This is a genomic window from Variovorax sp. 10L426, from assembly GCF_056395305.1.
Genome location: NZ_JBFTJF010000025.1, coordinates 21,717 through 34,298, shown reverse-complemented (window position 1 = coordinate 34,298; position 12,582 = coordinate 21,717). Strand labels below are relative to the sequence as shown.

The following is a 12,582-nucleotide window of genomic DNA, read 5'->3' as shown; positions in this document are numbered from 1 at the left end:
CCCAAGGCAAAAGAGGGGCGCGGCGTTGGCCGCGCCCCTTTTTCACTTCTGCCTCAAAGATCCGGCTTGCCGAAGGCCGGGTCGCTCACGGAATGCTTGCCGGTCTCGACGCGACCGGCGAATCTGCGCAAGTAGGCCGGGTCCGAATCGCAGGTGACGGCGAAGTCGTACCAGTAGCCGCTGTCGTCCAGATCCCAATGCAGTTCGGCGTCGTCGCCGCCCTTGACGCGAACCTGCCGCACATCGTTGCGGTAGGCCTTGGACTGGACCGTGAACTGGCAGGGCCGGTCGCCGTCGTTGCGCAGCTTCACGTAGAGGTCGCCGCGGTGCTTCTCGTAGCCGATGCGGAGCTCCGGCTGGGGTGCACCGCCCGCGCGCAGGCGGTTCAGGTCGCCCTTGAAATGCCGGTGGAAACCGTTGGGCCCGAGCACCCAGAGGTCGTAGAGGCCGGCGTTGCTGGTCATGGCGTTCCAGTCGTCTTCCAGGCGCTCGCCCTGCTCGACCATGTAGCGCCGTGGCAGGCGGTCGAGGTTGAGCTTGTCGTAGACGTGGAACACAGCCCCGGCCTCGCCGGTGTTGGCGAACACGAGCCGGACCCGGCCGTGCAGCGCATCGGCGCGCGCGCTCACGTGCAGTTCGTAGGGCAGGGCGCGCGATGGGCGCGTGCCGGTGGCCTGCTGCGGCAGCAGCGGGTTGGCCGGCGGCGTGATCGGCGCGAGCTTTTCCTGGTCCGCGCGCAGCATGTCCGCCTGGGTGCGGGTCTTGCGGCCTGCCAACGTGGGCAGCACTTCGTTGTTGGGGTTCTCGAAATTGAAGGCGCTCATCAGGTCGCCACATACCGCACGGCGGAAGCGGCTGATGTTGGGCTCCTTGACGCCGAAACGCTTCTCGATGAAGCGGATGACCGAGGTGTGGTCGAACTCCTGCGAGTTGACCCAGCCGCCGCGGCTCCAGGGCGAGATGACATACATCGGCACCCGCATGCCGGGCCCGTACACGCGGCCGTCAGGCTGGGGCTGGTTCTGGGTGCCGGGCGGGTTGGGATGGGTGAAGCGCTCGAAGGCGACTTCGCGCTCGGGCAGCGTCGTCTTGCCCGCCGGGCTGCCGTCCGGATTGAGCGAAGGCGCAGAGGGGGACGGACAGTGGTCGAAGTAGCCGTCGTTCTCGTCGAAGTCGACGATCAGCACGGTCTTGCTCCAGACCTCGGGCACGGCGGTCAGTGCGTCAAGCGTCTCCTGGACGTACCAGGCGCCCTGCACCGGGCTGGACGGGCCGGGGTGCTCCGAATACGTCGCGCCCGCGATCAGCCATGAAACCTGCGGCAGCTTGCCGGTCTTGATGTCCTGGCGGAAGCGATCGAAGTAGGTTCCCGGATCGTTGAAATCGCCGGGCATCGTGTTGGCGATGCCCTTGTACAGCGGGTTTCCGACATCGTCGCTCGCTGGATCGTAGGCGGGCGAAAGGGCGTCGTTGCTCACCGGCTTGCCCGAGACTTCGTTGGCCACGCGGTATTGCTTGAAGCCTGCCAGCGGGTTGTCGCCGAAGTTGTCGGGCATGTTCTGGTAGACCATCCAGCTCACCTTGGCGGCCTGCAGGCGCTCGGGGTAGGTCTTCCATTCGTAGCCGAGGGTCGATGCGTCGATGGAGTCCCACTCGTTGTTCACCGAGGCGACGCCCGCGCCGGTCGGGCCGTTGGTGCCGGTCCACAGGAACATGCGGTTGGAATTGGTGCCGGTGTGCATGGCGCAGTGGTAGGCGTCGCAGATCGTGAAGGCATTGGCCAGCGCGAACTGGAAGGGCAACTCGGCTTCCTGGAAGTAGCCCATCGACGCGGCCGTCTTGTAGCGCGGCCACTGGTTGATGCGGCCTCCGTCCCACGCGTTCTGGCCGTCGACCCAGGTGTGGGGCGTGCCGCTGAAGCGCTGTGCATTGCCGGTGCTGCCGTCGAGGTGGAAGGGCAGCACCTGCTTGCCGTTGGCGTCGGTCTGCTGCCAGACGTTCAAGCCCTGCGGCAGCGGGATCGTGAAACGGTCGCCGAAGCCGCGCACGCCGCGCAGCGTGCCGAAGTAGTGGTCGAAGGAGCGGTTCTCCTGCATCAGGATCACGATGTGCTCGACATCCTTGAGGGTGCCCGTCTTGTTGTGCGCGGGAATCGCGAGGGCGCGTCGGATGCTCGGCGGAAAGGCGGCGAGCGTGGCAGCGGCAATGCCGGTGGTGGCGGTGCCCTGGATGAATTTGCGGCGCGAGTTCATGGGTCGGTTCTCCTCCGGGAGTGGGGGTCGTTGGGTGGGATGAACGGGCGCAAGACTAGGGAGAGGGCGTGACATCGCCGTGAAGCGCGCGTGACAGGGGCCCGCTATGCACGTGGTGCGCGGGTAAAATGCCGGCCCGGCGTTGCTGCCCCGTAGCGCCGTTTTTTTTCTTTTGGGGCCATGTAGAGGACCACCATGTACAAAAACCTCGCAGCCGCGCTCGCGGCCGCCTGTTTTTTTCTCCCCGCTTTTTCGCAACCCTCGCAACCTGCACAGAAGGCCGATCCGCTCAAGATCGGCTTCGTCTATGTCGCGCCTGTCACCGACGCCGGCTGGGTTCGCCAGCATGAAAACGGACGCAAGACCGTGGAGGCCGTGCTGGCCGGCAAGGTGAAGACCACCTACGTCGAGAACGTCGCCGAAGGCGCCGACGCCGAGCGCGTCATCCGCGACCTTGCGCAGCAGGGCAACAAGCTCATCTTCACGTCAAGCTTCGGCTACATGGAGCCGACGCTGAAGGTGGCGCGCGACTTTCCCGACGTGAAATTCGAGTCGATCACCGGCTACAAGACCGCGCCCAACGTCGCGACCGCCAATGCGCGCTACTACGAAGGCCGCTACCTCGCAGGCGTCGCGGCGGGCCGCATGACGAAGACCAATGTCGCCGGCTATGTCGCGGGCTTTCCGATCCCCGAGGTGCTGCAGGGCATCAACGCCTTCACGCTGGGCATGCGCTCGGTCAACCCGAAGGCGCAGGTCAAGGTGGTGTGGCTCGACGTCTGGTTCGATCCGCCCAAGGAGCGCGACGCGGCCATGGCCCTGTTCAACCAGAACGTCGACGTGATCGCCTTCCACACCGGCTCGACCGCCGTCATGGCTGCGGCGCAGGAGCGCGGCAAGTTGGCCGTGGCCTATCACTCCGACATGCGCAAGGTCGCGCCCGATGCGCAGATCGTCGCCGTCACCCATCAGTGGGGCGACTACTACACGAAGCGCGCGCGTGCCGTGCTCGACGGCACGTGGAAGAGCGGCAACGTGTGGGGCGGCGTCAAGGAAGGAATGATCCGTGTGGGCGATTTCGGCTCGAAGGTGCCCAAGGCCGTGCAGGACGAGGTGCTGCTGCGCCAGCAGGACATCGCATCCGGCAAGTTGCAACCGTTCCGTGCCGTGGCCGACGTGCGCGACAACGAGGGCCACGTCGTCATCCCCAAGGGCCAGGGCCTGAGCGACGAGCAGATCCTCCACATGAACTGGCTGGTCGAAGGGGTGCAAGGGAAGGCAGGCTGACCCCTCGCGGCAGCACTGGAATTTAGTGGACGAAGCCGCTTTCGCGGTGGAAGTAGGCGCCTTCGGGGTCGAGGGCCTTCACCTTGGCAGCGGGCTGCCCTGCGTATACGGCGTATTCCTCGGTGTGGACCTTGTTGAGCACCGAACCGGCACCGAGCACCGAATGGTCCGGCAACGCCGCGCCGCCCAGCACGGTGACGCGCGTGCCGACCAGGCAATAGGCGCCGATGCGGATCGGCTTGCAGTCCTGCCGGCCTTCGACCACGTTGATCCCATGCGTGATCAGCTGCGAGTGATAGCCCGCGATGGTCGTGAAGGGGCCGATCTCGATCTTGTCCGTGCAGTCGATGATGTGCGACTTGGTGATGGCCGCATGGTCGCCGAGCAGCAGCGCCGGATCGCGCTGCGTGCGTTGCGTGAAGTGGGCGCCGCCTGGCGGATGGCCGGTGATCCAGTTGGAGCGGTCGATGATCGAATGCGCGCCGCACTCCAGCCGGCCCAGGTGGATGGCGACGTTCAGGTGCCCGATGTAGGCGCCTTCGCCCATCACCAGTCGACCCGGAAAGATATACGAGAGGCCGATGCGCGCGTCGTCGGCGATCTGGTAGCCCCAGAAGCGCCGCAGGACCCAGCGCTTGACGGCCCAGGGGAGGAACACGACGCCCAGCGCCAGGACTTTTCTCATGGGGCCTTCCGCTCGCTGATCGCCCGTCGGTAGGCGGAGACATAGTTGGTCGCCATCCGTTCGGCGGTGTAGTGCGCTGCGTTTTCGAGCCCGAGGCGGCGCATCTCGTCCAGGCGCGGTGTTGCCTGTTCGATGGCCGCGGCCATGGCGATCGGATCGGTCGGATCGACGTAGACCGCGCCGGGGCCGCCGATTTCGTTCATGGGCGCCCGGTCGGACGTGAAGACGGGGCAGCCGCAGGCTTGCGCCTCGATCACCGGCCAGCCGAAGCCTTCCTGGAGCGACGGAAAGAGCAGCGCCACGGCGCTCGAATACAGCGCGCGAAGCTCTTCATGCGAGATGTTCCTGACTGTCTGGACCTGGTCCGCGACGCCGTGCTGGCGCGCCAGCTCCATCAGTTCGGCCGACAACTGGGGGCCGACGAGCACCAGCCGCCGTGCCACGGCCTGCGTGCCGGCCGCCGCCGCGCGCTCCTGCAGCGCGATGAAGGCTCCGAGCACGCCCGGCCGGTTCTTGCGGTCGAGATCCACGCCCACGTGGATGAGGTACCGGTCGGCAGGCGAGAGGCCGAATCGCGCGATGAGCCGCTTCGCTTCGTCCGGCGGCACAGGAGCGAAGTTATCGTTCAGGCCGTTGAGCACGGTCGTGACCTTGCGCTCGTCTGCCAGGCCCAGCGCCAGCAGGTCGCGCCGGGTCAGGTCCGACACGCAGGCGACGAGATCGGCCTTGGCCAGCCCTTTGGAAATCAGCTGTTGCAGCAGCCGCCCGAACCGGCCCACCCTCCAGCCGTCGACCATGCCCTTGGCCGCCTGCACGGCGATCACGTCGTGGCAGGTCACGACATTGGGCTTGGCTTTCACCCATGGGACGTAGATGCTGTTGGAGTGGTCGACGACGTGGACCACGTCGGCCCAGCGCACGGAGCGCGCCATCGAGGGAATGAACAGGATGAACTTGTCGACATAGGCCGGCCACTTCCACCAGCGCGAGGTCTCGAAGTACCGCAGCAGCCGCATCGTGGGGGCGATCACGCGGACCTCGCACCCGAGATGGGGGAGTTCACGTTCCAGGACGCGCCTGAAGGCCAGCATGCTGGCCTGTCCGTCGGGCTCGTAGTTCGCGATCAGCAGCACCTTCATCGGCTGCGGGCGCTCTTGGCGGCGTCACGTGAATTCATCGATCTTCCTGGAAGGAGTTGCGGAATTATGGTCGAGCGTGCTGCCTGCGCGGCGCGTACCATCGGCCGGGAAGCGCCAGTATTGCCGCCGTATAGCGCCCATATGCGCTAGCACATCGTGTACCCGCATTGCTGACTTACCCTCCGTGCCCATGCAAGCGTACCGTGCCTCCCTTTTGCGATTCGATCCCGACGGCCAGCCGGTCTTCGACGAAGACGGCCTGCTGGTCGTCGGTCCCGATGCCCATGGGCGGCAACGCGTCCAGGATGCGGGCGCTTACGCCGCCGTCGCGCAGCGGTATCCGCAGGTGCCCGTCACGCACTGGCCCGGACGCATTCTGGCGCCGGGGTTCATCGACATGCACGTTCACTTTCCGCAGAGCGACATCATCGGGGCTCCGGCGGACGGGCTGCTTCCCTGGCTCGAAAACTACACCTTTCCGGCAGAAAGCCGCTTCGCCGATCCGGCCCATGCGGCCGAGGTGGCGGAGTTCTTCCTCGACGAATTGATGCGCAACGGGGTGACGACCTCGCTGACCTTCGCCACCTCGCACCCCGCGTCCGTCGATGCCTTCTTCGAGGCCGCGCAACGTCGCCAGCTGCGCATGATCACCGGGAAGGTGCTGCAGGATCGCCATTCGCCGGACGGCGTGCGTGACGAAGCTGAACAAAGCCTGATCGACTCCGAGGCGCTCATCCGCCGCTGGCACAACGTGGATCGCCTGGGCTATGCCATCACGCCGCGCTTCGCGCCCACGAGCACCGATGCCCAGCTGCGCGGCGCCGGCGAACTGGCTGCCAAATACCCCGACACCTGGATTCACTCGCACGTCGCGGAGAACAAGGACGAGGTGATGTGGGCCCGCGAGCTCTTTCCCCACGCCCGTTCGTACCTCGACGTGTACGCGGGCTTCGGCCTGATGCGTGAGCGCGCCGTGTACGCCCATTGCATCCACTTCGACGACGACGATCGCCGCCTGATGCGCGAGACCGGTACGGCAACGGCCGTGAGTCCGACCAGCAACCTCTTTCTCGGCAGCGGCTTCTTCGATTTCGAAGGTGCCGACCGCATCGGCTACCCGTACGGGCTGGCCAGCGACGTCGGCGGCGGTACCAGCTTCAGCCCTTTCGCCACGATGCTGGCGGCCTACTACGCCGGCCGCGAGGGCCAGACCAAGCCCGGCATCAGCATTCCGCCGTCGCAGCTCTGGTGGCGCCACACGGCTGGGGCGGCGCGCGCGCTCGGGTTGGAGGGGGTCGTCGGAAACCTGCAGCCGGGTTGCGAGGCCGACTTCGTGGTGATCAACCCGAAGGCCACCCCCCTGCTCGCGCGCAAGACGTCGCTGGCGAACACGCTGGAAGAACTGCTGTTTGCCCTGATCGTGCTGGGCGACGACCGGCTGATCGAGCGCACCGTGGTCTCGCAGGCCCTGGCCGGCTGAGCCAGGGGGAGGGCGCCGCTGCCTAGAATAGCGGCCCCAAGGAAAGACCTCCCATATGGAAATGCCCCCACGCTCATCACTTCGTGTATCGCTGCCCCCCGAGGGGGCGCTCAACGCCCTTCGGGCGGCCGGGCGGGCGTTGCCATGAGCATCAAGAGCGACAAGTGGATCCGGCGCATGGCCGAGAAGAACGGGATGATCGAGCCCTTCGAGCCCCGCCAGATCCGGGAGCAGGATGGTCACAAGATCATCAGCTACGGCACCTCGAGCTACGGCTACGACATCCGCTGCGCACCCGAGTTCAAGGTCTTCACGAACATCCACAGCACGGTGGTCGACCCCAAGAACTTCGACGAGAAGAGCTTCGTTGACTTCCATGGCGACAGCTGCATCATCCCGCCCAACAGCTTCGCGCTGGCGCGCACGGTCGAGTATTTCCGCATCCCGCGCAATGTTCTGACCATCTGCCTGGGCAAGAGCACGTACGCCCGCTGCGGGATCATCGTCAACGTGACGCCCTTCGAGCCGGAGTGGGAGGGCTACGTCACCCTTGAATTCAGCAACACCACGCCGCTGCCGGCCAAGATCTACGCAGGCGAGGGCTGCGCGCAGGTGCTCTTCTTCGAGAGCGACGAGGTTTGCGAAACGAGCTACAAGGACCGCGGCGGCAAGTACCAGGGCCAGCGCGGCGTGACCCTGCCGAAGGCCTGATCAGCGCGTACCATCCCCCAAGCGCCGCACGGATGCCGGCGGCAAGGAGAGCGTCATGAGATGGGAAGGCAACGAACAATCAGACAACGTCGAGGACCGGCGCGATGAAGGCGGTGGCGGCGGTGGGTTCGGCCTGCCGATCGGCGGGCGCGGTATCGGCATCGGCACCATTGCCGTGGCCTTGATCGCCGGCTGGATCTTCGGCATCAATCCCCTGACGGTGCTGGGCCTGCTGAGCGGCGGCGAGCCGGCGCCCCAGGTGCAGCAGCAAGGGCCGGCGCACAAGCCGCCGCCCAATGACAAGGATGCGGCCTTCGTCTCGACCGTGCTGAAGAACACCGAGGTGGTGTGGGGCGACATCTTCCGTCAGCGAGGCGGCACTTACACGGCCCCCAAGCTGGTGCTCTTCCGCGGCGCCACGCCGACCGCCTGCGGCACCGGCCAGTCGGCCATGGGCCCCTTCTATTGCCCTGGCGACCAGAAGGTCTATATTGACCTCGGCTTCTACGACACGCTCAGGAACCAGCTTGGTGCACCGGGCGTCTTTGCGCAGGCCTACGTCATCGCGCACGAAGTCGGGCACCACGTGCAGGACGAACTCGGAATCACCGGCAAGGTCGACCAGATGCGCAGCCGCCTCAGTCCGACCCAGAACAACGCGGTGAGCGTCCGCGTCGAGCTGCAGGCCGATTGCTTCGCCGGTGTCTGGGCCCACCATTCCCAGGAATCCAAGCAATGGCTGGACCCGGGCGATATCGAATCCGCCATGAACGCCGCCCAGAAGATCGGCGACGACGCCCTCCAGCGCTCCGCCGGCCGCGCCGTCGTCCCCGACAGCTTCACCCACGGCACCAGCGCCCAGCGGCAGCGCTGGTTCATGACCGGCTTCAAGAGCGGCAACATGGAAGACTGCGACACTTTTGCAACAAAAAGTCTCTAGGTCTGGGCCCTAACGGCCCCCTTCCAAGAAACCCCGCGGAACCGGCTTAGCCGGGCCGCAGGGGTTGCCCCCGGTAGGGGGTGGGCGCCCGACACGAAGTGCGGGCAACCTGGGGGCGAGCAACAATTTGCCGCGGTGCGACAATACGGAGCTTCATGACAAGCTCCTTCTCCAATCTTTCCCTGGCCGAACCGCTGGCGCGTGCCGTAGCCGAAATGGGCTACGAGACCATGACGCCCATCCAGGAACAGGCCATTCCGGTGGTCCTGGCGGGCCAGGACGTGATGGGCGCCGCCCAAACCGGCACCGGCAAGACGGCAGCGTTCTCGCTGCCGTTGCTGCAACGGATGCTCAAGCACGAGAACAGCTCGACCTCCCCAGCTCGCCATCCAGTGCGTGCCCTGGTGCTGCTGCCGACGCGCGAACTCGCCGATCAGGTCGCACAGCAGGTCAAGCTCTATGCCAAGTACACGAGCCTGCGCAGCACGGTCGTGTTCGGCGGCATCGACATGAAGCCCCAGACGCTGGAACTCAAGAAGGGCGTCGAAGTGCTGGTGGCCACGCCCGGCCGCCTGCTCGACCACATCGAGGCCAAGAACGCGGTGCTCAACCAGGTGGAGTACGTGGTGCTCGACGAGGCCGACCGCATGCTCGACATCGGCTTCCTGCCCGATCTGCAGCGCATCCTCTCCTACCTGCCGAAGCAGCGCACCACGCTGCTGTTCTCCGCAACCTTCTCACCCGAAATCAAGCGGCTGGCCGGCAGCTACCTGCAGAACCCGGTGACGATCGAGGTCGCGCGGCCGAACGAGACGGCCTCGACGGTCGAGCAGCGCTTCTACAGCGTGAGCGACGACGACAAGCGCCGCGCGCTGAAGCAGATCGTTCGCCAGCGCGGCATCACGCAGGCCTTCGTGTTCGTCAACAGCAAGCTGGGTTGCGCGCGGCTCGCGCGTTCGCTCGAACGAGAAGGGCTCAAGACCACGGCACTGCATGGCGACAAGAGCCAGGACGAGCGCCTCAAGGCGCTCGCCGCGTTCAAGGCCGGCGAGGTCGACTTGCTGGTCGCGACCGACGTTGCCGCGCGCGGGCTTGACATCAAGGATGTGCCGGCCGTCTTCAATTTCGACATTCCGTTCAATGCCGAAGACTACGTGCACCGCATCGGACGCACCGGCCGCGCCGGAGCGTCGGGCTTGGCGGTGAGCTTTGCGAGCGGCGGGAATGATGTCCGGCTGGTGGCCGACATCGAGAAGCTGATCAAGATCAAGATCGAACTCGAGCCGATCGAATTCGAGGAAGACCGTCCGCGCGGCCGCATCAACGACGGCCGCCGCCACTGGCGGGAAGAGGGCGAGGCCGGCGATGCGCGCGACGTGCTCGACACGCTGGACCGCCCGCGCGACCGTGGCGACGCCCGTTCCGCAAGAGGCGGTCGTCCGCACCGCGCCCCCGCCGCGCCGCGAGATCCATTCTTCGAGCAGCCCTACGAGGCTCCGGTGGAGCGCGAAGCCGCCCCCGCATGGGAGGCCGCCGCCAAGGCCGCGCCGGCACGCGGCATCTCCAGCAACATCAAGACCAAGCGCAAGGTCGCCGCCCTCTTCAAGTCGGTAGAGTAGGGCTCCCCCCCAGGTTGCCCGCACTTCGTGTCGGGCGCCCACCCCCTGCCGGGGGCAACACCAGCGGCCCGGCTAAGCCGGTTCCGCGGTGTTCTCGAAGGGGGCTGATCGATGCTCAGCCTGGTTTTTGGGCTTGGGGGCATTTCACCTGGATCAACTCCCGTTCCTGCGTTGACGCGCCGAAGCGCACGGCGCTGAGGCAGCCGCCCCAGACGCAGCCGGTGTCGGTCGAGATCAGGTCCGGACGTGAAAGCCAGCCCAGGGTTGACCAGTGGCCGAAGGCAACGGTGGCGGTGGCCGTCTTTCGGTCGGGTACATCGAACCAGGGCATGTAGCCCTGGGGCGCGGTGCCTGCGGCGTCCTTGCTCTCGAACTCCATCACGCCCTCAGACGTGCAGAAGCGCATTCGCGTGAGCGCGTTGACGATGACGCGAAGCCGTTCGGTGCCAGTGAGCGCGTCATTCCACTGGGTGGGCTGGTTGCCGTACATCAACGGCAGAAAGTGGGCGATGGTCGGCCCGCGCAGCACCGATTGCAGCTCCGACGCCAGCGAGAGAGTGTCTTCGACGGTCCATTGCGGCAGGACGCCTGCGTGCACCATCAGCAGGTCTTCGCCGCCAAGGCTTTGATGGAGCGCCATGTGCTGGTGGCGCAGCCAATCGAGCATCGGGTCGCGATCCGGCGCCGCCAGCACGTCGGAGAGCGTGTCCTTGCGACCCGCCTTTCGGGCGCCGTAGGCAACGCCGAGCAGGTGCAGGTCATGGTTGCCGAGCAGGCTGCGCGCCGAGGCGCCGTAGTGCTGCATGCGCCGAAGCACCTGGGCCGACTCGGGCCCGCGGTTGACCAGGTCGCCGAGCACGACCAGCGTGTCGCGGCTCGGCGAGAAGGCGATGAGGTCGAGCAGGCGCTGCAGCGGCTCGTCGCAGCCCTGTACATCGCCGATCAAGTAAAGTGCCATGGTCCCCATTCTCTCCCGCGTTCATGGATGTTCTCCTACTGGCTTTGCTGACCACGCTCAACGCGTTGTTCGCAATGTCCGAAATGGCCCTTTCCACCAGCCGCCGCGCGCGCCTCGCAGCGCTGGCCGAGACAGGGGATGCGGGTGCCGCCGCGGCGCTCAAGCTGATGGAGGATCCGACGCAATTCCTCTCCAGCGTTCAGATCGGCATCACCTCGATCGGCATGCTGAGCGGCATCGTGGGCGAGGCGGCCTTTGCGGCACCGCTCGCCGACTGGATGGAAAAGGTGGGCATGGGGCGGGGCACGGCCAGCATTGCGTCGACGGCGGTGGTCGTGAGCTGCATCACCTTCTTCACGATCATCTTTGGCGAACTGGTGCCGAAGCGCATCGGCCAGCTCTATCCAGAGCCTGTGGCGCGCTTCGTGGCGCGTCCCATGCGCGGTCTCGCCACCGCGGCCAAGCCTTTCGTGCTGCTGCTGTCGGGCGCCACCGCCGCCACGCTCAAACTTCTGCGCATCGACTCGAACGCGGCGCGCGTGGTGACCGAAGAAGAAATCTCCGCCAGCCTGGCAGAGGGTGTCGATGCCGGCGTGATCGAGATGCACGAGCACCAGATGGTGCGCAACGTGTTTCATCTCGACGACCGGCGGCTCGCGTCGCTGATGGTTCCGCGCGCGGACATCGAGTGGCTCGAAGCCTCCTTCACCATCGCGCAGTGCTTGCGGAAGGTGTCCGAAGCGGGCGCGCTCGACCTCGTTCACTCGTGGTACCCGGTCTGCCGCAATTCGCTGGACGACGTCGTCGGCGTGATCAGTGTCGCGCATCTGCTGCGGCTTGGACCCGAGCATGAAGGCACGGTCGAGCAGGCGGCACAGCCGGCCGTGTTCGTGCCCGAAACGCTGACCGGCATGGAGTTGCTCGAGCAGTTCCGTTCACGGGTTGGCCGGCTGGTGTTCGTGGTTGATGAATACGGCGTCGTCCAGGGCCTGATGACGCCGCGCGACCTGCTGGAGGCGATCACCGGCGAACTGCAGGTGCCGACGCACGAGGAAGCCTGGGCACGGGAGCGTCCTGATGGCGTGTGGGAGCTCGACGGCCTGATGCCCGTGTCCGAACTCCGCGCGCGGCTCGGCATTCGCGAGCTGCCTGACGAGGATCGTGGTCGCTACAACACCGTGGCCGGCTTGCTGATGTTCGTCTCGGGCCAACTGCCGGAAGTCGGTGAGCGCATGGAATGCGCGGGCTGGTGCTTCGAGGTCGCGGCGCTGGACGGCAAACGGATCGATCGTGTGCTGGCCTATCCGGACGCGAGTGCGGACGATCTCGCGCCTTGATGCTGCGTGACCCCTCCGCTGCCCGCTCAACGCGCCGTCTGGACGACTGCATGCCTCGTCGCCATCGAATTCTGGCGTCGCGTTTCCACAGATGCGCGCGTCAGCGAACCTTTCAGGACGATCGCCGCGGCCAATGCGCAGCACCTGCAGGACCGGGCCGAGCACGCCTGATCC

General features: G+C 66.3%; 11 protein-coding genes. 7 read left to right on the top strand and 4 right to left on the bottom strand.

Features of this window, described 5'->3' with window-relative positions:
- Window positions 1-53: 53 nt before the first annotated feature.
- Window positions 54-2,252, bottom strand: coding sequence for a phosphocholine-specific phospholipase C (locus AC1DHL_RS26785; protein WP_478163964.1), 2,199 nt, complete (start codon window positions 2,250-2,252; stop codon window positions 54-56).
- A 195-nt stretch (window positions 2,253-2,447) separates the two neighbouring features.
- Between AC1DHL_RS26785 and AC1DHL_RS26780 the strand changes: the two genes are divergently transcribed.
- Entirely contained in the window at window positions 2,448-3,539 is a 1,092-nt protein-coding gene (locus AC1DHL_RS26780) for a BMP family ABC transporter substrate-binding protein (protein ID WP_478163963.1), read from the top strand.
- A 22-nt stretch (window positions 3,540-3,561) separates the two neighbouring features.
- Here the strand turns inward: AC1DHL_RS26780 and AC1DHL_RS26775 are convergent, their stop codons facing one another.
- On the bottom strand, window positions 3,562-4,224 hold the full coding sequence (locus tag AC1DHL_RS26775) for an acyltransferase (protein WP_478163962.1): 663 nt from the start codon (window positions 4,222-4,224) through the stop codon (window positions 3,562-3,564).
- Entirely contained in the window at window positions 4,221-5,363 is a 1,143-nt protein-coding gene (locus tag AC1DHL_RS26770; protein WP_478163961.1) for a glycosyltransferase family 4 protein, read from the bottom strand. Before AC1DHL_RS26770 ends, AC1DHL_RS26775 begins: the two co-directional genes overlap by 4 nt.
- A gap of 190 nt (window positions 5,364-5,553) precedes the next feature.
- Between AC1DHL_RS26770 and guaD the strand changes: the two genes are divergently transcribed.
- From guaD to AC1DHL_RS26750, 4 genes are all read left to right on the top strand, one after another.
- Window positions 5,554-6,843, top strand: coding sequence for a guanine deaminase (guaD, locus tag AC1DHL_RS26765; RefSeq protein ID WP_478163982.1), 1,290 nt, complete (start codon window positions 5,554-5,556; stop codon window positions 6,841-6,843).
- A gap of 144 nt (window positions 6,844-6,987) precedes the next feature.
- Window positions 6,988-7,554, top strand: coding sequence for a dCTP deaminase (gene dcd, locus AC1DHL_RS26760; protein WP_478104969.1), 567 nt, complete (start codon window positions 6,988-6,990; stop codon window positions 7,552-7,554).
- A gap of 55 nt (window positions 7,555-7,609) precedes the next feature.
- A complete protein-coding gene (gene ypfJ / locus AC1DHL_RS26755; RefSeq protein WP_478163960.1) occupies window positions 7,610-8,494 on the top strand; it encodes a KPN_02809 family neutral zinc metallopeptidase in 885 nt (294 codons plus the stop codon).
- 155 nt (window positions 8,495-8,649) lie between these two features.
- Window positions 8,650-10,113 carry a DEAD/DEAH box helicase gene (locus AC1DHL_RS26750; RefSeq protein WP_478163959.1) on the top strand — a complete coding sequence of 488 codons (1,464 nt, stop codon included), beginning with the start codon at window positions 8,650-8,652 and terminating at the stop codon, window positions 10,111-10,113.
- Between the two features lie 115 nt (window positions 10,114-10,228).
- On the opposite strand, the gene AC1DHL_RS26745 is transcribed toward AC1DHL_RS26750, so the two are convergent.
- Window positions 10,229-11,071: a symmetrical bis(5'-nucleosyl)-tetraphosphatase gene (locus AC1DHL_RS26745; RefSeq protein ID WP_478163958.1), complete on the bottom strand. Its 843-nt coding sequence runs from the start codon at window positions 11,069-11,071 to the stop codon at window positions 10,229-10,231.
- Between the two features lie 23 nt (window positions 11,072-11,094).
- Between AC1DHL_RS26745 and AC1DHL_RS26740 the strand changes: the two genes are divergently transcribed.
- Complete coding sequence (locus AC1DHL_RS26740; RefSeq protein WP_478163957.1) at window positions 11,095-12,408, top strand: hemolysin family protein; 1,314 nt, start codon at window positions 11,095-11,097, stop codon at window positions 12,406-12,408.
- 6 nt (window positions 12,409-12,414) lie between these two features.
- On the top strand, window positions 12,415-12,579 hold the full coding sequence (locus AC1DHL_RS26735; RefSeq protein WP_478163956.1) for a hypothetical protein: 165 nt from the start codon (window positions 12,415-12,417) through the stop codon (window positions 12,577-12,579).
- The last annotated feature ends 3 nt before the right edge of the window (window positions 12,580-12,582 follow it).

Coding starts and splice junctions, on each gene's coding strand:
- AC1DHL_RS26785 (WP_478163964.1), bottom strand. CDS start 2,252: ATGAACTCGCGCCGCAAATTCATCCAGGGCACCGCCACCACCGGCATT.
- AC1DHL_RS26780 (WP_478163963.1), top strand. CDS start 2,448: ATGTACAAAAACCTCGCAGCCGCGCTCGCGGCCGCCTGTTTTTTTCTC.
- AC1DHL_RS26775 (WP_478163962.1), bottom strand. CDS start 4,224: ATGAGAAAAGTCCTGGCGCTGGGCGTCGTGTTCCTCCCCTGGGCCGTC.
- AC1DHL_RS26770 (WP_478163961.1), bottom strand. CDS start 5,363: ATGAAGGTGCTGCTGATCGCGAACTACGAGCCCGACGGACAGGCCAGC.
- guaD (WP_478163982.1), top strand. CDS start 5,554: ATGCAAGCGTACCGTGCCTCCCTTTTGCGATTCGATCCCGACGGCCAG.
- dcd (WP_478104969.1), top strand. CDS start 6,988: ATGAGCATCAAGAGCGACAAGTGGATCCGGCGCATGGCCGAGAAGAAC.
- ypfJ (WP_478163960.1), top strand. CDS start 7,610: ATGAGATGGGAAGGCAACGAACAATCAGACAACGTCGAGGACCGGCGC.
- AC1DHL_RS26750 (WP_478163959.1), top strand. CDS start 8,650: ATGACAAGCTCCTTCTCCAATCTTTCCCTGGCCGAACCGCTGGCGCGT.
- AC1DHL_RS26745 (WP_478163958.1), bottom strand. CDS start 11,071: ATGGCACTTTACTTGATCGGCGATGTACAGGGCTGCGACGAGCCGCTG.
- AC1DHL_RS26740 (WP_478163957.1), top strand. CDS start 11,095: ATGGATGTTCTCCTACTGGCTTTGCTGACCACGCTCAACGCGTTGTTC.